Consider the following 23,236-nt stretch of genomic DNA (forward strand, 5'->3'; position numbering starts at 1 on the left):
ACCTCCTCGCTGATGCGTCAGCTGTTCGACGACGCAGGCGTGGGCACTGCGGTGTCGCTTCCCCCGGCGCTGGCAGCCAGGGTGGCGGCCTCGCCGCGGGCCAGGGCTGCGGTCGCGACGATGATCAGGACCACGCACACGGCCACGGCCACGTCCTCGATACCGCCGGCTTGCAGGTGCTCACCGAGCACTAGGACGCCGAGCACCGTGGCCACCATGGGCTTGGCGACGGTGATCGTCGGCATCGAGGCGGTCAGCGCCCCGGCACGAAACGCCGACTGCTGGAAAATCATGCCGACCAGCGTGGCCGCCACCCAGGGCACCAGCTCGGGAGCGGTCAGCACCGCCAAAACGCCGTTATGGGCCACCGCCACAATGCTCTTGGTCAGCACCGCGAACAACGCCAGCGACGAACCCGCCACCACGGCGAGCAACACCGCCGCTACCGGGCCGCCCCGGAAAATCCGGGCCACCAGCACACACACCACCAGCGCGGGCACCATCACCACGGCCACCACCGCCCAAACCCGCCAATCGGCCCGGTCCTGCCCGGCGGTCGGGTCGCCGACGATCACCACCACCGCCAACGCCGCGGCGAGCACCGCCGCCCACAGCCATTCCCAGCGGGTCACCCGTTGACCGGTCAGGCGCGCATAAATCGGCAACGCGAACAACAGGGCCGTCACCTGCAGCCCGGTCACCAACATCACCGACCCGACCGCCAGGGCGGCCGCTTGCAGAACGTAATTTCCGACGGCGCCCAGACCGCCACCCCACCATTTGGGGTCGCGCAACGACATTTGGAAAAGTTCCCAATGGCCGACATCGGCCTTGTCGGTGATCTCCTGGGCGGAGCGCTGGCGGATCACATCACCGATCGCCGATGCCAGCGCCGCGCACAGCGCGAGCAGCGTCGCAATCACATTCGCGGCCGTCATCGACGGCATAGGCGGCCTCCTCAACTGACTTCCGGCGTCACCCGCTTCGACCTGCTCGGATTACGCCAACGTACAGGCGGATGACGCGCCGGACCGCTACACGGTACTGGTCGGAACCATACCGTTACTGCCGATTCCGCCGGTCAGCCAGGCACTGGCGCGTCGCCGACGGCGATCGAACCCCCGGTGCTGTCGACCTGCGCCTCGGCGGCCTCGTCGCGGGCCAGCGCGGTTATCGCGACGACCATCCCGATCACCGCCGCCGCCAGCGCAAACCAGCCCATCTGCCCTGGTCGCAGTATCTCGCCGAGCAGCACCATGCCCAGCGCCGAAGCCACGACCGGCTCGGTCACCGTCATCGTCGGCAACGAGACCGTCAACGCGCCGGCCCGAAACGACGACTGCTGAAACATCGTGCCCAACGTCGCTACCAGCACCCACGCGTAGAGCTCGGGCGATCGCAGCAACGCCGCCGGGCCCTGACCGAGCAGGTCGACGACACCCTTGGTCAGCACCGCGAACACTCCCCACGACGCACCCGACACCAGGCCCAGCAGCACCGCCTCGCCGCGGCCCGGCCAGCGCCGGGCGCCCAGCACACAGGCCACCGCCGCCGGCCCGAGCACGGCGGCCACCACCATCCAGGTGCCCGGTGACGCCCGCGACTGACCGGCCGTCGGGTGCCCGACGATCACGATGACCGCCACCGCGCCGGCGAGCAGTGCGGCCCACACCCAGTCCGCCCGGGACACCCGGTGACCGGCCAGCCGCGCGTTGATCGGGAGCGCGAACAGCAGCGATGTCACCAACAGCGCCTGCACCAGCAGCACCGAACCCAATCCCAGGGCGGCCGCCTGCAGCCCGAATCCGCCGGCCGAGACGAGGCTGCCCATCCACCACCGGGTGTCGCGCAGCAGCCGGGCGAACAGCCCGATGTTGCCTACCGGCTCGTCGGTGACCGTGTGGGCGCACTGTTGGTGGACCACGTCGCCGATGGCGATCAGCAGCGCCGCACCCAGCGCGAGCAACACGGCGATATCCGTCTTCGCCATCGCCGACCTCCTCGCGTTACCCGATGACCGTTGCACCGGCTTACGCCCAGCAACCGTAAGGTTGCGACGCGGCGGCCCCCGACCTGCTTCAATACCAGGGGGGCTTGGCCTCCGGAGAATTATTGTCGACGGCGCCGCGGTGCGCGGCAGGTGCGTGGGGGTTCCCGCGCGAAGGGTAGGTGAGGTAACGCATGACCACCGGCAACGACTCGCCCCGCCCCGGGCCACGTCCGGGCCCGCGGCCCGGCCCGGGCCCCGGTCCCCGTCCCACCGCGCATCCCGTCGCCGTACCCCCTCCCAGCGATCCGCACCGCTTCGGGCGGGTCGACGCCGATGGCACCGTATGGCTGATCACGTCCGCCGGGGAGCGGGTCATCGGCTCCTGGCAGGCCGGCGACACCGAGGCCGCATTCGCCCACTTCGGGCGGCGTTTCGACGATCTCAGTACCGAGGTCACGCTGCTGGAGGAGCGGCTGACGTCGGGCAACGGCGACGCCCGCAAGATCAAGGCCACCGCGACGACGCTGGCAGAGGGGTTGCCGTCGGCGAGCGTGCTCGGCGACGTCGACGCCCTGGCCGCCCGGCTCAGCGCGGTGTGCGAGCACGCCGAGACCGTTGCGGCCGGCGAACGGGCCCGGCGCGACGAACAGCGCTCCGCGGCGACCGCCCGCAAGGAAGCGCTGGCGGCCGAGGCCGAGGAGTTGGCCGCCAACGCCACACAGTGGAAGGCCGCCGGCGACCGGATGCGGGCGATCCTGGACGAATGGAAGACCGTCACCGGGCTGGACCGCAAAACCGACGATGCACTGTGGAAGCGCTACTCGGCAGCCCGTGAGACCTTCAACCGTCGGCGCGGATCGCATTTCGCCGAACTCGACCGCGAGCGCGCCGGCGCCCGCCAGGCCAAGGAACGGCTGTGCGTGCGTGCCGAGGAGCTGGCCGACTCCACCGACTGGGCGGGCACCCGCACCGCGTTCCGGGACCTGCTGACCGAGTGGAAGGCGGCGGGTCGCGCCGCCAAGGACGTCGACGACGCGCTGTGGCAGCGCTTCAAGGCCGCCCAGGACACGTTCTTCGCGGCCCGCAACGCGGTGAACGCGGAGAAAGACGCCGAGTTCGCGGCCAATGCCGTCGTCAAAGAGTCGCTGCTGGCCGAGGCCGAGAAGCTGGACACGACCAACCATGACGCCGCCCGGGCAGCGTTGCGGTCGATCGTGGATCGCTGGGAGGCCGCGGGCAAGGTGCCGCGGGAGCGTTCCGCTGAGCTGGAGCGGCGGTTGCGGGCAGTCGAGAAGAAGGTGCGTGAAGCTGCCGAATCGGACTGGAGCGACCCGCAGGCACAGGCCAGGGCCGAGCAGTTCCGTGCTCGCGCTGAACAATTCGAGCAGCAGGCCGAGAAGGCACGGACGGCCGGCCGGGACAAGGACGCCGACGAGGCCAGCGCGAACGCCGCCCAGTGGCGGCAGTGGGCCGAGGCCGCCGAGGGCGCCCTGAAGAGCTAGCTTTTCACCGCGAACAGACGCAAATGTGCCGCATTCGCGCGGGATATGAGCACATTTACGTCTGCTCGCCGGGAGGGGTCTCCTGGTCGGGTGGGTTCAAATCGTCCAGCAGCGTCTTCGACTGGCGCTGCGCGGCGGCGCGGCGGCGCTCCTCCTCGGCGGCCAGCTGCACCGCGGTGCGCGACCAGACCACCCGCGCCCAGTGGAACGTCAGCACGATAACGGTGAGCCACGCCAGGATCAGCCCGATACCGGGCCCCGGATGACCCGCGGCCACCGTCTGCCGCGACCACACCGCCAGCAACCCGGTTGCGCTGGCCACCGCCGAGCCGGCCAGTGCCACCCACGCCACCCCCCAGCGCCGGGTCAGCAGGGCCAACATCGAGAACCCGACCCCGAACACCAGCACCAGCCAGCCGAACAGCCGTGACGGCAGCGCCACCGCGGCCGCGCTGGCGTTGTCGCTGCCGAACAGCACGTCCCAACCCCACACATGGCCGGTATGCGGCAGCGCGAACGATGCGATCAGCACGAGCACCGCGATCGCGACCACCAGAGCTCTCGCCCCCGGGTCGATTTCACGTGCGACCCGGCGTTCGGCGGCTTCCAGGTCCGCCTTGTACGCGTCGAATGCCTCGTTGCCGCTCATCGGCTGCAGCCTGCCGGCTCGGCGGCGGGCGCGGGCCGTCCGATCCCGGGCATCCCCAGCCCGACGCCGCGGGGTCCGGCCTCGTGCGCGTCACCGGCGCGGGTCCGCCGGTAGCTCAGCAACGGTCCGTCCGCGAGCAGGTGGTGCGGGGCGGCGCCGGTGACCACGGTGGTGACGACGTCGCCGGGACGCACCTGCTGATCGCCGGGGGCGAAATGCACCAGCCGTCCGTCACGGGCCCGTCCGCTCATCCGGGCCGTACGTTCGTCCTTGCGCCCCTCACCGACCGCGACCAACAGTTCGACGGTGCGTCCGATCTGTGCGTGGTTCTCCTCCAACGAGATCTGCTCCTGCAGGTCGATGAGCCGGTCGTAGCGTTCCTGCACGACCGCTTTGGACAGCTGCCCGTCCAGTTCGGCGGCCGGCGTGCCGGGACGTTTGGAGTACTGGAAGGTGAACGCCGCCGCGAAGCGCGCCTGCCGCACCACGTCCAGGGTCGCGGCGAAGTCCTCCTCGGTCTCGCCGGGGAACCCGACGATCAGGTCGGTGGTGATCGCAGCATGCGGGATGGCCGCCCGAACCCGCTCGATGATGCCCAGGTAGCGCTCCGCGCGATAGGAGCGCCGCATCGCGCGCAGCACCCGGTCCGAACCGGACTGCAGCGGCATGTGCAGCGTCGGGCACACGTTGGCGGTTTCGGCCATCGCGTCGATGACGTCGTCGGTGAACTCGGCGGGATGCGGGGAGGTGAACCGGACCCGTTCCAGGCCGTCGATGGTTCCGCAGGCACGCAGCAGATCGGCGAAGGCGCCGCGGTCGCGGGGTTGGTCCGGGTCGGCGAACGAGACCCCGTAGGCGTTCACGTTCTGGCCCAGCAGGGTGATCTCGCACACACCGGTGTCGACCAGCGCCCGCACCTCGGCCAGGATGTCGGCCGGATTGCGGTCGACCTCTTTGCCCCGCAGCGACGGGACGATGCAGAAGGTGCAGGTGTTGTTGCAGCCCACCGAGATCGACACCCAGGCGGCATAGGCGGATTCGCGGGCGGCGGGCAGCGCCGAGGGGAACTCCTTGAGCGATTCGAGGATCTCCACCTGGGCGGTCTTGTTGTGCCGGGCGCGTTCCAGCAGGGTCGGCAGCGACCCGATGTTGTGGGTGCCGAACACCACGTCGACCCACGGCGCCTTGCGCAGCACCGCGTCCTTGTCCTTCTGCGCCAGACAGCCGCCCACCGCGATCTGCATGGCGGGGTTGTCGCGCTTGCGGGGCGCCAGGTGGCTGAGGTTGCCGTAGAGCTTGTTGTCGGCGTTCTCGCGCACCGCGCACGTGTTGAAAACCACCACGTCAGCGTCAGTGCCCTGCGGGGCACGCTGGTAGCCCGCCGCTTCCAGCAGTCCGGCCAGCCGCTCGGAGTCGTGGACGTTCATCTGACAGCCGTACGTGCGCACCTGGTAGGTGCGCACCGCCATGTCCGCCGTCGATGTCACGCGCCCATGGTACGGCGCAGCGACCGTCGGCTCCTATTTCGGCGACCGCGGCCCGCATGACCGAGCCACAGCGTCTGACCCCGGCTACAGTCGTACTAACCGCAATCGGACAGGAGACTCTGATGGCCTTCAAACCCAAGGACGCGCTCGACGCCGTCCGCGATATCGCGACCAACTCGGTGGAAAAGGCCTCGGACATCGTCGAGGACGTCAGCCACATCATCCGAGGCGACGTGGCCGGCGGCACCAGCGCCATCGTCAAGGACTCCATCTCGATCGGTACGTACGCCGTGGACCGGGCCAAGGAAGCCCTCACCGGCTCTGACGAGGACATCGACGAGGACGTCGACGACGCCGAGTAAAACCCCGACCGGTACGGCACCTGCCGCGCGCGGCCGGCCGGGCCGTCAGTGGTCGGCCGGGACCCGGATCCGGTCGATGCGCCCGCCGGAGGCCCCATGCCGACGCTGTTGATCTGCCTGGTCGCCGCATTCTTCTTGGCGATGGGGCTGTACGCGCTGATCGCGCCGGCGGCTATTTTGCGCCCGCTGGGCTTCGTCATCGAAACACCGCAGACACGATCCGAAATCAGGGCTGTCTACGGGGGTTTCGGTGTTGCCATCGCCTGCGTACTGCTCACGGCGCTGTCAGCTCCCGGTATCCGTCCCGGCGTGTTGGTGACGGTGGGAGCTGCGCTGGCCGGAATGGCGGTGGGACGCGTCGTGTCCCGGCTGGCCGACACCTCGACCCCGTTGTTCCCGGTGTGGCTGTACTTCTGGATCGAGTCCGTCGCGGCGGCCGCGATGTTTGTTGCCGCCGCACTGACCTGAGCCGGTAGCAGCCAGTTCCGTTCAGCCCGAACGGGTCACCTGCACCACACGGATGCTGCATACTCGCTTCGCATGGAGCCGACAGACGACGCGCAGTCCACACCCGACAAGACCGAGGCCGAAGGCCGCACCTTCGGGAAGCTGTCAAGGCGTGCGGTTCTCGGCGGGATCGCCGCTGCCGGGGCCAGTGCCGCCGCCGCCCCGTTCGTCGCCGGATGCGACAACGGCGAGAGGATGAAGGACGCCGGCAACGGCGGCCCGCCGGGCTACGGGACCGGGATCAACGACGGCTTCGACGGCACGATCAACCTCGACGTCCGCGACTCGAAGCCGGACTGGGGCCCATTCGAACTCAAGCACGCCCCCGCCGGCGCGCCCAACGTCTTGGTGGTGCTCTTCGACGACACCGGGATGGCGGCGTGGTCGCCCTACGGCGGCCGCATCAACATGCCGACCATGCAGCGCCTGGCCGACAACGGGCTGACCTACACCCAGTGGCACACCACCGCGCTGTGCTCGCCCACCAGGTCCTGCCTGTTGACCGGTCGCAATCACCATGTGAACCGTTTCGCCTCGATCACCGAGGGATCCGACGGCTACCCGGGCGCCGCAGCCCGCCTGCCCGCCCAGTGCGCGACGGTCGGGCAGGTGCTTCAGGACAACGGCTACAGCACCTTCTGGGTGGGCAAAAACCACAATGTGCCCCAAGAGGACGTCTCCAGCGGGGGCAGCAAATCGGAGTGGCCGCTGCAGAAAGGCTTTGACCGGTTCTACGGATTCCTCGGCGGAGAAACCAACCAGTGGTACCCGGATCTGGTCGAGGACAATCGATTCATCGAGCAACCCAGCAGTCCCGACGACGGCTACCACCTGTCGAAAGATCTGGCGGACCAGGCCCTGCGGATGTTGCGCGATCAACGGTCCAGCAATCCGTCCAAGCCCTGGTACATGTGGTTTTGTCCCGGCGCCAACCACGCGCCGCACCACAGCCCCGCGGCGTATGCCGAGAAGTACAAGGGCCAGTTCGACGACGGCTATGAGGCGTATCGGGAATGGGCGCTGGCGCGGATGGTGGACCGGGGCATCATGCCGAAAGGCACCGTCCTGACCCCGCTGAACCCGTTGCCCGACGATGTGGCCGTGCAAGCGGATTCGGTGCGGCCGTGGGATTCGCTGAACGCCGACGAGAAGCGGTTGTTCTCCCGGATGGCCGAGGTCTACGCCGGGTTCTCCGAATACACCGACGCCCAGGTCGGACGGATCGTCGACTACCTGCAGCAGACCGGTCAACTCGACAACACGGTGATCTTCTACTGCGCCGATAACGGCGCCTCCGGGGAAGGCTCCCCCAACGGCTCGGTCAACGAGAACAAGTTCTTCAACGGCTACCCCGACGATCTCGCGGAGAACATGCGGGACATCGACGTGCTGGGCACCCCCGATACCTACAACCACTATCCGACCGGCTGGGCGGTCGCCTTCTCCACGCCCTTTCAGATGTTCAAGCGCTATTCGCAATTCTCCGGCGGCACCTGCGACCCGATGGTGATCCACTGGCCCAAGGGGATCAAAGCCAAAGGCCAGGTACGCCACCAGTACCACCACGCCACCGACATCGTGCCGACCATCCTCGACCTGACCGGCATCGGCATGCCGGAGGAGTATCGCGGCGTCAAGCAATATCCGGTCAACGGGGTCTCGATGCAGTACAGCTTCGACGCCGCCGATGCACCGACCGCCAAGAAGCGGCAGTACTACGCGATGCTGGGGACCCGCGGAATCTGGGCCGACGGCTGGAAAGCGGCCGCGCTGCACGCACCGATCAGCGGCAAGGGTCATTTCGATCAGGACCGCTGGGAGCTCTTCCACGTCGACGAAGACCGCTCCGAGTCGAAGAACGTCGCCGACCAGCATCCCGAGAAACTCAAGGAGTTGATCGACGCGTGGAACGAGGAGGCCAAGAACAACTTCGTCCTGCCCCTCGATGACCGCACCGCGATCGAGTTGCTCAGCATTCAGCGGCCGTCTTTCGAGCCGCGCCGCACCCGCTACCTCTACTATCCGGATGCGGCGCCGGTGCCCGAGGGCGTGGGCGCCAACGTTCGCGGGCGGTCATACAAGATCATCGCCAACGTCGAGCTCGCCGCGGATGCGCAAGGGGTGATCTTCGCGCACGGCTCCCGGTTCGGTGGGCACGCCCTGTTCATCAAGGACAACAAGCTGCACTACGTCTACAACTTTCTGGGCATCAAACCCGAACAAGACTTTGTCTCCGCTGCGCTGACACCCGGCAAGCACACGCTGGGGATGGCCTTCACCCGCGAAAGTGCCGGCAAATACGGTGAATCCCTCGGCAACACCGTGCTTTATGTCGACGCTCAGGCGGTCGCCAAGGGTCCGATGCGCGCCCAGATCGGCACGTTCACCCTCGGCGGCGACGGGCTGTGCGTCGGGTACGACAGCGGCGACAACGTTTCTCCGCAGTACCAGAACCCGGGCACCTTCAGCGGCGGAACGATCCACGTCGTCGCTATCGACGTTAGCGACGAAGCCTTCACCGACCTGCAGAAAGAGGCCGCGGCCGCTTTTTCGCGCGACTAAAACTCCTGGGCGTCACGCGCAGACTTCCGCTACACCCGCCGACGCTCGCGTTCGGCGGCCAGTTCGGCACTGACCACGTCGTAGGCCATCGACTGGTGATACCCCCGGCGGGCCAGCATCGCCACCAGCCGCCGAGCGACCCGCACGTCGTCGTCGTCGAGTTTCTCCCGACGCAGCTTGGTGCGTACCAGTTGCTCGGCGCGGTCGCGTTCGGCGTCGGCGTCGATGCCGTCCAGCGCGGCACTGATCACGTCGTTGTCGACACCTTTGGTGCGCAGCTCGGCGACCAGCGCGCGTTTTCCCTTCCCCGCGTGCAACCGCCGCGACCGCACCCATTGCTCGGCGAAGTCGGCGTCATCGACCAACCCGACGGCGGCCAGCCGGTCCAGTACCGCGACGCTCACGTCGTCGGGATATCCGCGCTTGGTCAGCTGACCGGCCAGTTCGGCCCGGGTGCGCGCCCGCGCGGTGAGCAAGCGAAGGCACAATGCCCGCGCCTGCTCCTCGCGGTTGGCGGACTCAGAAGGCTCAGAAGGCTCAGAAGTCGACGGGAGCGGGCAGGACGCCATCAGCCAAGTCATCGGTCATCACGGCGCCAATGCCGAGCTTCTCTTTGATCTTCTTCTCGATCTCGTTGGCCGCGTCGACGTTCTCCAGCAAGAAGTTGCGGGCGTTCTCCTTGCCCTGCCCCAGTTGCTCGCCGTCGTAGGTGAACCACGAACCGGACTTGCGGATGAAGCCATGTTCCACACCCATGTCGATCAGCGACCCTTCGCGGCTGATGCCCCGCCCGTAGAGGATGTCGAACTCGGCCTGCTTGAAGGGCGGCGAAACCTTGTTCTTGACGACCTTGACCCGGGTGCGGTTGCCCACCGCGTCGGTGCCGTCCTTGAGCGTCTCGATGCGCCGTACGTCCAGGCGAACCGAGGAGTAGAACTTCAGCGCCTTTCCACCCGTGGTCGTTTCGGGCGAGTTATGCACCATCACCCCGTCGACGAAATAGTTGTGGTTACCCTCCACCTCGATATCGAAGCGGTGCATTGACCGGGTCTGTGGCTTGACGTGCACATCGAGCACCCGAGCCGGCACCAGCCGCTGCATGGGCTCTGCAAACTGCGGAACCACGGTGCCTTGACCGCGGTATCGCGGCAACAGCTTGTACTCCATCGATGGCGCCATGTACGGCGCCACCAATTCTTGAAACTTGGCCGTAGCCGCGGTGGAGAACACCAACACCGCCTTACCGGCCGAACCGGAGAGCCGCAAACGCACCTCCAGGCCGTACGTATCGCGCAGATACTCGCGTAGCCGGGTCCGTGTACCTTCCGTCATTGCCTCCACACAGATTTCGATCCGCCCACTACCACCGGCGGTACGTTCCTGCAATCCCTTGGAGCGCTCCGTGAATGAGCCATCGTCCATATACCAGATAGCCAATGCGAGCGGGGTGAGTGCCTTGAGGTAATCCTCGGAGAAGAACTTCTTACCGTCCCCGAAGTACACCGCGCGCTGCAGTTCGCCCAGTTCGGGAAGCGGAGTGAAATCGACGAAGTGCGAACCCTTGACATTCTCACGCATCGAGTGCCCGATGTTGCCCATCAGCGCGGTCTTCCACTGCAGATACTCCACCTGCTTAGCGCCGTGTCCAAGCCGGAACCGGACACCGTTGCGGTCACGCCGATTGGGTGAGAGATTTCCATCGCCCATTAGCGAGCCGAGAACGACTTGGAACTGCTGCTCGCTGAGTAGGTGCGGTTCGGCCGCCAACACGCGGTCACCGGCGATCAGTTCACCGGCTTCGGTCCAGCCACCCGGCGTGCGGATGAGGTGGTTGGGGGTAGCGGCGAACTGCGATTTGCCGTTACCGCTGGACTTCTCGACCGTGAATTGCAGGAACTTCTCGGTAGGTCCGTTGTCAAACCAGTTCACGATCTTGCGCGGCACCAAGCGGTCGGCAACGGGGTCGTAGGACAACACCTCGACGTCCATCTTGTTGTTGACGATCTTGCCGATCTTCTCGGTGCTGCCGTCGGCAAGGGTCACGCGGGTGCTGTAGTTCATGCACCCGAACATGACTCCGATCTTTTCCCGCAGCTGGTTGATGAAGATCGCGGTGGTACCCGAATTGTTCAGCGCGCCCGTCATTTTCCGCAGCGCCTGGCTCATCAGCCGGGCCTGCAGACCGACATGGCTGTCGCCCATCTCACCTTCGATCTCGGCGCGCGGCACCAGCGCGGCCACCGAGTCGATGACCAGGATGTCCAGCGCGCCGGAGCGGATCAGCGTGTCGGCGATCTCGAGTGCCTGCTCGCCGGTGTCGGGCTGGGAGACCAGCAGCGAGTCGGTGTCCACCCCGAGCTTCTTGGCGTAGTCGGGGTCCAGGGCGTGCTCGGCGTCGATGAATGCCGCGATTCCGCCGGCAGCCTGGGCGTTGGCCACCGCATGCAGTGCGACGGTGGTCTTACCCGAGGATTCCGGGCCGTAGATCTCCACGATGCGACCGCGTGGCAGGCCGCCGATGCCCAGCGCGACGTCCAGGGCAATCGACCCGGTCGGGATGACCGAGATCGGCTGACGCACCTCGTCGCCGAGGCGCATCACCGAGCCTTTGCCGTGGCTTTTCTCGATCTGGGCCATCGCCAGTTCGAGAGCTTTTTCCCGGTCGGGTGCTTGCGCCATGGTGTTTCTCCTGTAGTTCGGTGTTCGGTTGACCGGTTCCGGTCGGTTGGCCGCGACGCTAGCCACTGGGTCTGACAAGTCGTCCTGACCAACGCCGCGCCGGTCGAACAATCCCCACAGTAGGCGAACGCGTGTTCGATTAACCCCCGACACGCCGTGCGCCTTCGGCCGGGCGGGACCCGAGATTCGCGAAGCCCCGGTGTTGCTTTTATCCGCAGCCGCAAATATAAAAGTTAGGCTAGCCGAAACTTTTTGTTGGTGGAGGAGTGCAGTGCTCGGAGCGACACCGCATCACATCGTGGGTGGCCGGTGATCGAGGCACCGTGGATGGCGACGCCGCCGGAGGTGCATGCCGCGCTCCTGAGCAGCGGCCCCGGACCTGGGCCGCTGCTCACCGCCGCCGCCGCATGGCGGACGCTCGCCGCCCAGTACGCCGACGCCGCCGACGAGATCACCGCCCTGATCACCGTCACACAGGCCGACGTGTGGGACGGTGTCGCCGCCGAGTCCTACGCCGCCGCCCACACGCCCTATATCGCGTGGCTGCTGCGGGCAGCCACCGCCAGCGCCGTCAACGCCGCCCAACACGAAACCACCGCCGCGGCCTACGTCGCCGCGCTCGCGGCGATGCCGACGCTGACCGAACTGGCCGCCAACCACGCCACCCACGCGACCTTGCTGGCGACGAACTTCTTCGGGATCAACACCATCGCGATCGCGCTCAACGAGGCCGACTACGTACGGATGTGGATTCAGGCCGCCACCACCATGACCAGCTATGCGGCGGTCTCCGCAGCGGCCACCGCGGCGGCCTCGCCGGCCGACCCGGCGCCGCAAATCCTCGACTCGGCATCGTCGGATAACCCTGCAGCATCACAGAATCCGCTGCAGGGCTGGTTGGACCTCCTGCAACCCATCCTGAAGAGCCTCGGCATCGAAGACGGTGTCACAGCGCACGACCCGATGGTCTCCAATGTGTTGACCGACTTCGTCGCGCACATCCTGCAGAACTTCGGAGTGAATTGGGATCCGGCCGCGGGCATGCTCAACGGGCATGTCTACGACTACTATTCGAACGCTGCCCAACCGATCTGGTATCTGGCGCGGTCTCTGGAACTGTTCGAGGACTTCCTCTACATGTCGCAAGACCCAACACAGGCATTGCGGGCCGTGCAATACCTGGTAGCTCTGGCGCTGTTCGATTGGCCCACCCACATCGCTCAGCTGACAACCACGATCAGTCAGTCCGCGCCGCTGCTGCTGGCCGTCGCGGGCAGCGCGCTGGCCCCCGCCGGCGCTGTCGGCGGTCTCGCCGGGCTTGCCGGATTGGCGGGGTTGCCCGACGTCCCGCAGCCCGTCATGCCGGCAGCGCTACCCGCCGCATCCGGCGCCCCACCGGCGGCGGGAATGGGCCCGCTACCGACGGCACCGGCGACCGCGCCGGCGCCGACGGCGGGCCCCACGGCCGGCACCGTCGCGGGCTCCGCGCCGCCGTCGGCACCTCCCGCGCCCGGCGGGGCGGGGCTGGTCGCTCCCTATGCGGTGGGACCGCCCGGTATCGGCTTCGGTTCGGGAACCCGTACCGGTGCCGGTGCCCAACGCAAGGTACCCGAGCCCGATAGTGCGGCGGCCGCAGCGGCATCGCAGGCGTCGGCCCGCAGCACCGCGCGGGCCCGGCGGCTTCGGCGGGCCGCGCGGCGCGAGGGCCGCGGCACGTTGGAGATGGACGTCCGCGTCGACCCGGACTGGGCCGCGCCCCCGAGTTCAGCACCCGCCGCTACGGACCGGTCCGCGGGCCTATTGGGGTTCGCCGGTACCCAGACCGAGAACAGCGCCGCCGCCGCAGGGTTGATCCGATCGGCCGACGATTCCCTCGGCGGGCCGCCACCGGCGCCGATGCTGCCGGGAACCTGGGCAACCCGAACCGGGCAGCTCACTGAACAGCGATAAGCGACTCACCACTGATCGCGCGGCACGTCGAAGTCGGCGCACAACGCCCACCACACGTCACGCGGCTCGACACCCTCCTCGATCGCCTGCGCGGCGGTGCGACCGTCACAGCCGTTCAACACGTGATCCACCAGCACCGAAGCCCCGTACGTGGAGCCGAACCGCAACGTGACCCGGTCGTGAAATTCCGTCAGCCGCACGCGTCCAACCTACCCAGCACCCACGAGTGCGTCATGGCACACCTGCACCGGATCGGCTACCTCGCCGGCGCTGGCCGCGGCGCGGCGGGCGGCCTCGGCGTGGCTCGGCGAGCCCAGCACCGCACGTACCGCCGCCGTCAGCGCATCGCCGGTGAACGGCCGCACCAGCTGCGCACTGCCCTGGCGCACCACCCGGTTGGCGATCTCCCACTGGTCTCCGCCGCCGGGAACCACCACCAGTGGCACCCCGGCCAGCAGCGACTTTGCCACCATTCCGTGTCCCCCACCGCAGACCGCCAGATCAGCCCGGGCCAGCAACTCGTCCTGGCGCCCCAGCCCGGCGACCGCCCACGGCGGCAGCGTCAAGTCCGGACCGCCCAGCCGGGACACCGCCACTCGTGCACCCTCGGGCAGTACCTTCCCGGGCACCAGGCAGTCCAGCGCCACCTCGACCATTCCCTGCGTCCCAGTCGACGCAGTCGACGGTGCCACCACCACCAGCGGTCCGGATCCCGGCGGCACCGCCAGCACCTGGTCGGTCGGCTCGAAGTGCAGCGGCCCCACCAGCACCGCGTCGGCCGGCCAGTCCGGACGGGGCACCTCCAGCGCAGGCAGGGTGGCGATCAGCCGGCGCATCGGGCCCGGGTCATCCGGCGGCAAGCCGATCCCGGTGCGGACCTCGGCCCGCTGCCGCAGCCCGGCCCGCAAAGACCGCGCCGTCATCGCCCGCATGGCCGAGTCCCGCAGCCGGCCCCGCACACCGGTGCCCGGCGCCAACCCGCTGCCGATCGGCGGCAGCCCCTTCGACGGCAGATACAACGGATGAGGGCTGAGCTCGATCCACGGGATGCCGAGCAACTCGGCGGCCATGCCGCCACACACCGTGATGACGTCGGAGACCACCAGATCGGGTGCCAGGTCGCCAAGCAGCGGGGCATTGAGCGCGGCCATCCGCGCGGCCCGCTGATGGATCTTGGCCCCGGCGTCGAGGTCGTCGTCGTCCTCGGTGGGATCCAGCCCGAGCAATTCGGCGGCAGGCACGCCGGCGGCGTTCGCGGTTGCCAGCCATTCGGCGCCGGTCAGCAGGGTCGCGACGTCGCCGGCAGCGGCGAATCGCCGGCACAGCGCGATCGCGGGAAAGGAATGCCCGGGATCGGGTCCGGCGACCACAACGACACGCACCGCCCTACCGTGCCACAGCGGATCGGCGTCGCGTAGCCGGGCTCAGCCTCACGCTTTAGGCTGGCAGGATGACCGAACCAACCGCCGAGCTGACCGCCATCGAGAACACCCGCACGGTCGAAGGCTTCCTTGAGGCGCTGCAGGACGAGGACTACGACACCGCCAACGCCGTCTTGGCCGACGACCTGGTCTATCAGAACGTCGGGTTGCCGACGATCCACGGTCGCCGGACGGCCATCAAGCTGTTCCGACGGATGGAGGGCCGGGCCGGGTTCGAGGTGAAGATTCACCGCATCGCGTCCGAGGGGGACGCCGTGCTGACCGAGCGCACCGATGCGCTGATCTTCGGGCCGTTGCGGCTGCAGTTCTGGGTGTGCGGCGTGTTCGAAGTGCACGACGGCCGGATCACTTTGTGGCGGGACTACTTCGACTTCTTCGACATGTTTAAGGCGACGCTGCGAGCCGTCGCGGCCACCGTTTTCCCGTCGCTGAGAGCCTCTTTCTAAGATGCGCAACAAGCCCAACGCGCTGCAGTACCTGCGGTACTGCTATGGGCACCGGCTACCGGATTCGATGCGGGATTGGGTCATCCAGGACCTCACCGGCAAGGGAGCAACCGTCCGGATGATGCTTCGGGCAGCCGTGCCGACGGTACTGATCCTGGCCCCGTTCTGGCTGCTACCGGCACCGCTTCACATCCACCTGTCGATGACACTGCCGATTTTCATCCCGCTGGTGTATTTCTCCCACGCACTCAACCGGGTGTGGCGCCAACACATGTTGCGGGTGCACGATCTGGACCCCGCATTGGCCGACGAACGCCGCCGGGAACGCGATGCGCACATCCACCAGGGCTATATCGAGCGTTACGGTCCGCGACCGGGGGACTGAGCCGACCGATCAGCCCGTCCTGGGCAGTTGGCCGAGTTCGTCGAAGGCCTGTGCCCATCCGAGCAGGCGATCGGTCGCGCCAACCAATTCTTCTCGGTAACGCTGCTGCGACATCGGCGAGTGCGTCGCCGCACTGGCGTTGGCGGCTGCCACCAATTGTGCAGCGGCGGTCACCATTTCGTTGTACTGGCGGACGCCACCACTCAGCTGCGCAGTGAATGCGTTGATGGTCGGCGCCAGATACGACTGGGATCCGGCGGTCGCGGCGATCGTCTGCTCCATCGACACCACCTCGGCGGCGGTGGCCGCCATGGTCGCCGCGGTCCCGTTGGCCGCGGCGGTCAGCTCACGAATCTCCTCGGCGGGCAGCATGTTGCCCCGCTCCATCACGCCCAGCAGCGAAAACAGCCCGCGTTCGGAGGCGCCCAGCGCCCACATCGCAGGCCGCGCCGCCGATCCGGGCGGTGGCAGCCGCCGAGTGCTCGCCGGCCGCTGCACCGGCAGCGGCAGCGACCGCAGCCAGCGGTAACGCAGCAGCAGCAGGGTCGCTGGAATCGCCGCCCACGCCGCAAGCAGGCCGGTGGTCAACAGCACCCACACCGGGGTGCTCCACGCCGCCAGCAGCGCGGTCGCCAGTACCCAGAACACGCACCCGGCGCCGAAGATCAGCCCCCAGCGCAGCGCGCGCCGTCGTTGCCGCAGCATCCGGGCGCGCGGTTCCAGTGCGGCACCGACCTTCTGCGCCACCCCGTCTGCTACCCGGTACACGAAGTCGATGCCACGCCGCAGCGCCGAGCGTCCCTGCTCGCTGTGCGTTACCCGCTGTCCCGCCGCCATCTCCAGGGCCACCCGCCGCCGCTACTGACCTAGCGGCCGTTCAGGAGCGGGCTGGGCACTCGACTGGGGCGTCGCCGGGGTCCCCGGGGCCGCGGCCCCGCCGGCCGGCAACGCCTCGCCCCGCATCGATGCGCGGATCTGCTCCAGGCGCGAGTGACCGGCCATCTGCACGCTGGCCTGCTCGACCTCGAGCATGCGGCCCTGCACCGAGCCCTGCGCCAGTTCGGTGGCGCCGATCGCGTTGGCATAGCGTCGCTCGATCTTGTCGCGCACTTCGTCGAGGTTGGGGGTGTTTCCCGGCGCGGCGAGTTCGCTCATCGACTGCAGCGATTTGCTGACCTGCTCCTGCATCTTGGCCTGTTCGAGCTGGCTGAGCAGTTTGGTGCGCTCCGCGATCTTCTGCTGCAGCACCATGGCGTTCTGCTCCACGGCCCTCTTGGCCTGGCCGGCCGCCGACAGTGCCTGATCATGCAACGTCTTGAGGTCCTCGACGCTCTGCTCGGCGGTCACCAGTTGGGCGGCGAACGCCTCAGCGGCGTTGGTGTACTCGGTGGCTTTGGCGCTGTCCCCGGACGCCGTCGCCTGGTCGGCCAAGGTCAGCGCTTGGCGCACATTGACCTGCAGCTTCTCCACGTCGGCCAGCTGCCGGTTGAGCCGCATCTCCAGCTGACGCTGGTTGCCGATCACCTGAGCGGCTTGCTGGGTCAGTGCCTGATGCTGGCGTTGCGCTTCCTCGATGGCCTGCTGGATCTGCACCTTGGGGTCGGCATGCTCGTCGATTCTCGCGTTGAACAGCGCCATCACGTATTTCCACGCTTTGACGAACGGGTTGGCCATGGATGAGCTCCACCTTGTAGTTGAGTGCCTGACTGCTGCCCAACTTACCTGTTACACACGTCCACCAGCGAGAAGCCGGGCGCGGGAATCAGGACGGTCGGCGGTGCCGTCAGATCACGCCACGGCCAGCGAGACCGTCGGCGGGATGACAACCTTGGTGCTGGCGTCGATGTGGGCTGCGCTGGGCACGCTGGGCGCGGGTTCGGTGCGCGCCATGGCCTGGCCCGCATCGAACAGCACTGTCGACAACGGCACGTCGAGCGCACCGCAGATGGCGCTGAGCAGCTCGCTGGACGCCTCCTTGCGGCCGCGTTCCACCTCGGACAGATAGCCCAGGCTCACCCGCGCCGAATCGGAGACTTCCCGCAGCGTGCGGCCCTGCGACGTCCGGGCGCGACGCAGCACGTCGCCAACCACCTCGCGCAACAATGCCGTCATCGTGGTCTCCCTACCTCGTCGATACACCTCGGTCGCGGACTGCCCTACTAGGTGTGCAACGCCGCCGATGGCCCCAGGGTTCCCGCCGACCGAACCTCCCAGCGTCACCCCGCGACGGGACGGCCGCGAACATCCCGGGCCGCGGACACGATGTAGTCCACACCGGTCACCACCGTCAACACGACGGCCGCGATCATCACCACCCACGCCGTGGTCAGCCAGGGCCCGCTCAGCGGCAGCACGAACAACCCGATCGCCACCGCCTGAACCAAGGTCTTGAGTTTGCCGCCGCGGCTGGCTGGGATGACTCCGCGACGCAGCACCGCGAACCGCAGCACGGTGATTCCCACCTCGCGCGCCAGGATCAGCACCGTCAGCCACCACGGCAGATCGCCCAACATCGACAGCCCGATCAGCGCCGCGCCGATCAGCATCTTGTCCGCGATCGGATCGGCCAGTGCCCCGAACTCGGTCACCATCCCGTAGTTGCGGGCCAACGCGCCGTCGAACCGGTCGGTGATGACGGCGGCGGCGAAGATGACGAAGGCACCGATGCGGCTCGCGGTTTCGTGGCCGTCGCCGACGAACAGCACAAGCAGGAAAATCGGGACCAACACCAAACGTAGGCCGGTGAGCAGGTTGGCGAGGTTTGCCACCGGCACGCGCGCCACCGTCTCATCAGCTTGCGGCTGCCACGACACGGCAAACAGGATATCGGTAGTTCATTCCGCACTGGGAAGCCGATACTCTGCACCGGTGGACGCAGCCGCCGGTGCACCCCGACCGAAGGTGCGCCGCGCCCGGACTTCGGACGTCCCGGCGATCAAACGGCTGGTCGATGCCTATGCCGGAAAAATCCTGCTGGAGAAGGATCTCGTCACCCTCTATGAGGCGGTTCAGGAGTTCTGGGTCGCCGAGCACCCCGACCGCGAGGGCGACATCACCGGCTGCGGGGCGCTGCACGTGTTGTGGGCGGACCTCGGGGAGGTGCGCACCATCGCGGTCACCCCGGGGATGACCGGGCGCGGTGTCGGGCACGCGATCGTCGACCAGCTGCTGAAGGTGGCCCGCGAACTGCAGTTGCAACGCCTGTTTGTGCTGACGTTCGAAACCGAGTTCTTCGCCCGGCACGGCTTCACCGAGATCGAGGGCACCCCGGTCAGCGCCGAGGTATTCGACGAGATGCGCCGGTCCTACGATATCGGCGTCGCCGAATTCCTCGACCTGAGTTACGTCAAACCGAACACCCTGGGCAATACCCGCATGCTGCTTGTTCTGTAACCCACCGGGTTCACGACGTCCAGACGAGCAGATCCTCCATGCCGTTGTTCATCGCAACGATGGTGGGCGAGGGACCGGTGACATCGAAATAGATTTTTCCGCGCGCCTGCTCGCCTTGCGGGAGCGTGGCGCCGCGACGCGCTATTTCCAGTGTTGCGCGCGGATGCCGGCAGGGCACGTTTCTGCGGGAAAAAGCCGTCGCTATTTCGCGGACGGAAGCGCCGACAGAAACGGCGTGAGAATGTCGACCGGCAACGGGAACACCACCGTGGAGTTCTGGTCGGCGCCGAGTTCGAGCAGGGTCTGCAGATATCGCAACTGCAGCGACGCCGGGTTGCGCGACAAGGTTTCGGCGGCCTGGCTCAATTCCTCGGACGCCTGCAATTCGCCGCGCGCATTGATGACCTTGGCGCGTCGTTCCCGTTCGGCTTCGGCCTCGCGAGCCATCGCGCGTTGCATCGATTCCGGGATCTCCACGTCCTTGATCTCCACCACCCGCACCCGGATACCCCACGGTTCGGTCTGCTTCTCGATGATGGTGCGCAGGTCGCTGTTGAGGTCCTCGCGGTGCGCCAGCAGCGTGTCCAGATCGGCCCGGCCCAGCAATGACCGCAGCGTCGTCTGGGCGATCTGCGAGGTGGCCACCGCGTAGTTCTCCACCTCCAGGATCGCCTTCAGCGGGTCGGTCACCTGAAACATCACCACCGCATTGACCCGGGCCGGCACGTTGTCCCGGGTGATCACCTCCTGCGGTGGGATGGTCAGCGTCACGACCCGCTGATCCACCCGAATAATCTTGTCCACCAACGGGATCAGAAAGCGCAGTCCGGGTTGGTACAGCGGGCGGGCATGTCCCATCCGGAACACCACTCCACGTTCGTACTCGCGCAGCACCACCAGCGAGAAGAAGGCCAGCACGACCAGTGCCGCGACCGCCACCACCGCCAGAAACACGGAAGTTCCCATCGTCATCTCGTCGGCTCCCCTGTCTTCTCCTTCTCAGACCAGCCCCACCGCGTCGAATACCGATCGATCGCGGCGGCCACCTGGTCCTCCAGGCCAGACCGGTGTGGCAGCTGGTCGGGCGCGCCTGACGGAGTGTTCCACAGATGCCGTGCCAGCGGCAGCCCCAGCAGCACCGCGATCGCGGCCACCGTGGCCAACACCAGCACGTCGGCCAGACCGTGGTTGCCGATCAGCGTCACCAGCGGCATCAAAACGCCCAGCGCCGCCACGAAACACGCGATTCCGCGGTGAAAACGGCCGGCTTCCGAGTGCGGCCACGGGTCGATCTCCCGGCTGATCTCGCGGCCGTGGTCGGATGCCGTGCAGGTCGACTTGACCGGACAGCTGTTACACACCGTCGGTGACCCCCGATACCGCATCACCCGGTTCTTGGGGTCGAACGACGTCGGCCACAGCCACTGATCCTCGGGACACACCCACGCGTCGTGGTCGGCGTGGTAGACGAACTCCCCCGTGCGCCACCGTGCGGCGCGCTGCGACACCCGTTTGGCCATCACGTCAAAGCTCCACGCGATCGCGACCAGGATCAGGGCGTAGCCGGCGACCAGCCACACCGCCACGGCTGGTGCATCCACGGTCTCAGCCCTTCTCCGCCAAGGCCACCTCGGTGTACAGCGGGTTCTCCGGCAACTCGTCGCTGACCGGCCCGGACCGCAGATGACGGATCGCCACCCAGGCAATCCAGACGAACGGCAGCACACCGCCGATGATCAGCAGCAGGTCGCCGGGCAGCCGCAGCCATTCCAGCAGCGCGTTGCCGGGGCGGGTGATGTAGCCCAGCGATCGCGCCTCGAAATAGCCGTCGTTCACCGAGTGGTAGAGCTGCAGCACACCCAGCGGCAGCAACGTGACGAACACCATCCACACCAGCCCGAGGTTCATGCACCAGAACGAGATTCGCGCCCACCGCTCCGGCCATTTGTTGGACGGGATGGCATAGCGGAACGCGAACATCGCCAGTCCGACCGCCAGCATGCCGTAGACGCCCATCATCGCGCCGTGCGCATGGTTGGCGGTCAACGCGGTGCCGATCTGGTAGTAGGACACCACCGGCAGGTTGATCAGGAACCCGAAGATACCGGCGCCCAGGAAGTTCCAGAATCCGACCGCAACCAGGAACATCACCGCCCAGCGGTGCGGGAACGGCTCGTCTTTGCTCTGCTGGCGAGAACCCAACTGCAGAAACGCCCACGCCTCCACCGTCAGGAACGTCAGCGGAATCACCTCAGCGGCAGAGAAGAATGCGCCCAGCGCCATGTGCTCGACCGGCGTGCCGGAGAAGTACAGGTGATGCATGGTGCCGATGACTCCGCCGGCCGAGTACAGGATGATGTCCAGGAAGATCACGCCGAGCGCGACGCGCGGGCGCACCACGCCCAGCAGCACGAAGATGTAGGCAACCATCACCGTGGTGAACAGCTCCAGGAAGTCCTCGACCCACAGGTGCACCACCCAGAACCGCCAGAAGTCGGCGACCGAGAAGTGGGTGTCGGTACCGGCCAGCAGACCGACGGCGTAGAACGCGGGGATCGCCAGCCCGGTGAAGAAGAACAGCCAGGGCAGGTTGGTCTTGGACTCGGTGCGCAGCTTGCCCCGCAGCCCGCGGTAGATGATCGCGATCCACAGGAACAGGCCGACGATCAGCAGGATCTGCCACAACCGCGGCAGGTCGAGGAACTCCCACTGCTGCGACAGCAGTGTGCCTTCGGGAATCACGCCGTAGATGGACAGCGCCTCGGAGATCAGTGAACCGCCGACCACCAGCACCAATGCGCCCAGCAGCCCGTAAACCAGCCAGTGTTGCCGACGTGGTTCGCGTCGGGTGATGAACGGCACCAGGAAGATGCCACCTGCCAAAAATGCTGCTGCAGTCCAGAACAGGGACAACTGCAGATGCCAGGTGCGGGCCAGGTTGTAGGGCAGCACCCGGGCCAGGTCGATGCCGTAGAAGGCGGACAGGTCGGCACGGTAGTGCTCGACGGCCCCGCCCATCAGGGTCTGGACCAGGAAAAGCACCGAAACCACAGCGAAGATCCAGATCGCGGCGCGTTGTGAGCGAGTCAGCGTCACATCACCGGGCTGGCGGAACGACAACGCCGTGGATTCGCTGCCGTGCCACCCGACCTTCTGGCTCCAGCGGCCGTAGACGGCGAACATCACCCCGGTCCCGCCCAGCAGCACGACCAGCGACAGCACCGACCACACCACCAGCTGCGCGGTCGGACCGTTGTCGACCCGCTTCTCCGATGGCCAGTTGTTGGTGTAGCTGTAGCTGTGTCCTGGCCGCTCTGCCGCCGACGCCCACGCCGTCCAAGCGAAAAACGCGGTCAGGTCATGGATTTCGGATGGATCGGTGATCATCTTGGGCAGCAACCCGTACTTGGTGGAGTCCTCGCCGAAGTAGTCGGCGTAGTACTTCTCGATGTCTTCGAAGGCTTTCGTCTGCGCGGTGGTGAAAACCAGCGTCTTGGTGTTCGGGTCGTACCGGTTGGTCCGGAACTCGGTGACCACCTGGTCGTGCACATCCGCCGCGCCGCGCGTCCGGAACTGGTCAGTCACGTTGTCGGTCGCCAACCGCAGGTACTCCGCGGTGTAATCGGGGCCCAGGTAGGCACCGTGACCGAGCACCGACCCGTACTGCTGCAGGCCACGTGCCTGATACAGCTCCTGACCTCGGGTGATCTGAGCTTCGGTGAACAGCACCTGACCGGATTCGCTGACAACCTTCTGGGGCATCGGCATCGACGCGGCGTAGGTGCGGAAGGCGAGGATGCCCATCACGGTGAATCCGAAAATCATCACCAGGGCCACACCTTGCACCCAGCCCTTGCCGACCATGGGTCGTGACGTGTCCTG

At 67.3% G+C, this 23,236-nt stretch carries 23 protein-coding genes and 1 pseudogene; 8 read left to right on the plus strand and 16 right to left on the minus strand.

Translation table 11 applies throughout. From position 1 onward, the window contains the following. Positions 1-17: 17 nt before the first annotated feature. Both AC5Y36_RS18740 and AC5Y36_RS18745 read right to left on the minus strand, forming a co-directional pair. Positions 18-938, minus strand: a complete 921-nt coding sequence (locus AC5Y36_RS18740; protein WP_500042468.1) for a DMT family transporter — start codon at positions 936-938, stop codon at positions 18-20. A gap of 143 nt (positions 939-1,081) precedes the next feature. Beyond that, positions 1,082-1,990: a DMT family transporter gene (locus AC5Y36_RS18745; RefSeq protein WP_500042440.1), complete on the minus strand. Its 909-nt coding sequence runs from the start codon at positions 1,988-1,990 to the stop codon at positions 1,082-1,084. A gap of 191 nt (positions 1,991-2,181) precedes the next feature. On the opposite strand from AC5Y36_RS18745, the gene AC5Y36_RS18750 reads away from it, so the two are divergent. Then, the gene (locus AC5Y36_RS18750; protein ID WP_500042441.1) at positions 2,182-3,492 is read left to right on the plus strand and encodes a DUF349 domain-containing protein; all 1,311 of its coding nucleotides are present in this window, start codon (positions 2,182-2,184) and stop codon (positions 3,490-3,492) included. Between the two features lie 55 nt (positions 3,493-3,547). Here the strand turns inward: AC5Y36_RS18750 and AC5Y36_RS18755 are convergent, their stop codons facing one another. After that, the gene (locus AC5Y36_RS18755) at positions 3,548-4,141 is read right to left on the minus strand and encodes an Rv2732c family membrane protein (RefSeq protein ID WP_500042442.1); all 594 of its coding nucleotides are present in this window, start codon (positions 4,139-4,141) and stop codon (positions 3,548-3,550) included. Next, positions 4,138-5,610, minus strand: a complete 1,473-nt coding sequence (gene miaB, locus AC5Y36_RS18760; protein ID WP_500042469.1) for a tRNA (N6-isopentenyl adenosine(37)-C2)-methylthiotransferase MiaB — start codon at positions 5,608-5,610, stop codon at positions 4,138-4,140. The genes AC5Y36_RS18755 and miaB overlap by 4 nt, the downstream gene beginning before the upstream one ends. A 140-nt stretch (positions 5,611-5,750) precedes the next feature. On the opposite strand from miaB, the gene AC5Y36_RS18765 reads away from it, so the two are divergent. The 3 genes from AC5Y36_RS18765 (at position 5,751) to AC5Y36_RS18775 (ending at position 9,059) form a co-directional block, all read left to right on the plus strand. Next, complete coding sequence (locus AC5Y36_RS18765; protein ID WP_500042443.1) at positions 5,751-5,990, plus strand: Rv1893 family protein; 240 nt, start codon at positions 5,751-5,753, stop codon at positions 5,988-5,990. A 96-nt stretch (positions 5,991-6,086) separates the two neighbouring features. Continuing rightward, positions 6,087-6,458: a DUF4345 domain-containing protein gene (locus AC5Y36_RS18770; protein WP_500042444.1), complete on the plus strand. Its 372-nt coding sequence runs from the start codon at positions 6,087-6,089 to the stop codon at positions 6,456-6,458. 72 nt (positions 6,459-6,530) lie between these two features. Further along, positions 6,531-9,059 (plus strand): arylsulfatase, encoded by a 2,529-nt coding sequence (locus AC5Y36_RS18775; protein WP_500042445.1) that lies wholly within the window; start codon positions 6,531-6,533, stop codon positions 9,057-9,059. Between the two features lie 29 nt (positions 9,060-9,088). Here AC5Y36_RS18775 and recX read toward each other — a convergent pair whose 3' ends face one another. Together recX and recA are read right to left on the minus strand one after the other, a co-directional pair. Then, positions 9,089-9,631 (minus strand): recombination regulator RecX, encoded by a 543-nt coding sequence (recX, locus tag AC5Y36_RS18780; protein WP_500042470.1) that lies wholly within the window; start codon positions 9,629-9,631, stop codon positions 9,089-9,091. Continuing rightward, positions 9,597-11,738, minus strand: coding sequence for an intein-containing recombinase RecA (recA, locus tag AC5Y36_RS18785; protein ID WP_500042446.1), 2,142 nt, complete (start codon positions 11,736-11,738; stop codon positions 9,597-9,599). Before recA ends, recX begins: the two co-directional genes overlap by 35 nt. 312 nt (positions 11,739-12,050) lie before the next feature. Here recA and AC5Y36_RS18790 point away from each other — a divergent pair, with 312 nt between their 5' ends. After that, positions 12,051-13,688 (plus strand): PPE family protein, encoded by a 1,638-nt coding sequence (locus tag AC5Y36_RS18790; RefSeq protein WP_500042471.1) that lies wholly within the window; start codon positions 12,051-12,053, stop codon positions 13,686-13,688. Positions 13,689-13,693: 5 nt separating this feature from the next. Here the strand turns inward: AC5Y36_RS18790 and AC5Y36_RS18795 are convergent, their stop codons facing one another. Beyond that, entirely contained in the window at positions 13,694-13,888 is a 195-nt protein-coding gene (locus AC5Y36_RS18795; RefSeq protein WP_500042447.1) for a DUF3046 domain-containing protein, read from the minus strand. Between the two features lie 9 nt (positions 13,889-13,897). Further along, positions 13,898-15,070, minus strand: a complete 1,173-nt coding sequence (locus AC5Y36_RS18800; protein WP_500042448.1) for a glycosyltransferase — start codon at positions 15,068-15,070, stop codon at positions 13,898-13,900. A 68-nt stretch (positions 15,071-15,138) separates the two neighbouring features. Between AC5Y36_RS18800 and AC5Y36_RS18805 the strand changes: the two genes are divergently transcribed. Then, on the plus strand, positions 15,139-15,576 hold the full coding sequence (locus tag AC5Y36_RS18805) for a limonene-1,2-epoxide hydrolase (RefSeq protein WP_500042449.1): 438 nt from the start codon (positions 15,139-15,141) through the stop codon (positions 15,574-15,576). A 1-nt stretch (position 15,577) separates the two neighbouring features. Beyond that, positions 15,578-15,961, plus strand: coding sequence for a DUF5313 domain-containing protein (locus AC5Y36_RS18810; RefSeq protein WP_500042450.1), 384 nt, complete (start codon positions 15,578-15,580; stop codon positions 15,959-15,961). A 9-nt stretch (positions 15,962-15,970) separates the two neighbouring features. On the opposite strand, the gene pspM is transcribed toward AC5Y36_RS18810, so the two are convergent. From pspM to pgsA, 4 genes are all read right to left on the minus strand, one after another. Further along, on the minus strand, positions 15,971-16,804 hold the full coding sequence (gene pspM, locus AC5Y36_RS18815) for a phage shock envelope stress response protein PspM (protein ID WP_500042472.1): 834 nt from the start codon (positions 16,802-16,804) through the stop codon (positions 15,971-15,973). A gap of 15 nt (positions 16,805-16,819) precedes the next feature. Continuing rightward, positions 16,820-17,635, minus strand: a complete 816-nt coding sequence (pspA, locus tag AC5Y36_RS18820; protein WP_500042451.1) for a phage shock protein PspA — start codon at positions 17,633-17,635, stop codon at positions 16,820-16,822. A 114-nt stretch (positions 17,636-17,749) separates the two neighbouring features. Continuing rightward, a complete protein-coding gene (clgR, locus tag AC5Y36_RS18825; protein ID WP_500042452.1) occupies positions 17,750-18,073 on the minus strand; it encodes a transcriptional regulator ClgR in 324 nt (107 codons plus the stop codon). 104 nt (positions 18,074-18,177) lie between these two features. Continuing rightward, complete coding sequence (gene pgsA / locus AC5Y36_RS18830; protein ID WP_500042453.1) at positions 18,178-18,774, minus strand: CDP-diacylglycerol--glycerol-3-phosphate 3-phosphatidyltransferase; 597 nt, start codon at positions 18,772-18,774, stop codon at positions 18,178-18,180. 55 nt (positions 18,775-18,829) lie between these two features. Between pgsA and AC5Y36_RS18835 the strand changes: the two genes are divergently transcribed. Further along, entirely contained in the window at positions 18,830-19,354 is a 525-nt protein-coding gene (locus AC5Y36_RS18835) for an amino-acid N-acetyltransferase (RefSeq protein ID WP_500042454.1), read from the plus strand. Positions 19,355-19,364: 10 nt separating this feature from the next. Here the strand turns inward: AC5Y36_RS18835 and AC5Y36_RS18840 are convergent. The 4 genes and pseudogenes from AC5Y36_RS18840 to AC5Y36_RS18855 form a co-directional block, all read right to left on the minus strand. Then, positions 19,365-19,490, minus strand: a pseudogene (locus AC5Y36_RS18840) (DUF1942 domain-containing protein); the annotation flags it as partial. A 65-nt stretch (positions 19,491-19,555) separates the two neighbouring features. Continuing rightward, positions 19,556-20,320, minus strand: a complete 765-nt coding sequence (locus AC5Y36_RS18845) for a slipin family protein (RefSeq protein ID WP_500042455.1) — start codon at positions 20,318-20,320, stop codon at positions 19,556-19,558. A gap of 2 nt (positions 20,321-20,322) precedes the next feature. Beyond that, positions 20,323-20,955 carry a hypothetical protein gene (locus tag AC5Y36_RS18850; protein WP_500042456.1) on the minus strand — a complete coding sequence of 211 codons (633 nt, stop codon included), beginning with the start codon at positions 20,953-20,955 and terminating at the stop codon, positions 20,323-20,325. Between the two features lie 4 nt (positions 20,956-20,959). Beyond that, positions 20,960-23,218 carry a nitric-oxide reductase large subunit gene (locus AC5Y36_RS18855; protein WP_500042473.1) on the minus strand — a complete coding sequence of 753 codons (2,259 nt, stop codon included), beginning with the start codon at positions 23,216-23,218 and terminating at the stop codon, positions 20,960-20,962. Between the last annotated feature and the right edge of the window lie 18 nt (positions 23,219-23,236).

The organism is Mycobacterium sp. NGS50 (genome assembly GCF_059812545.1).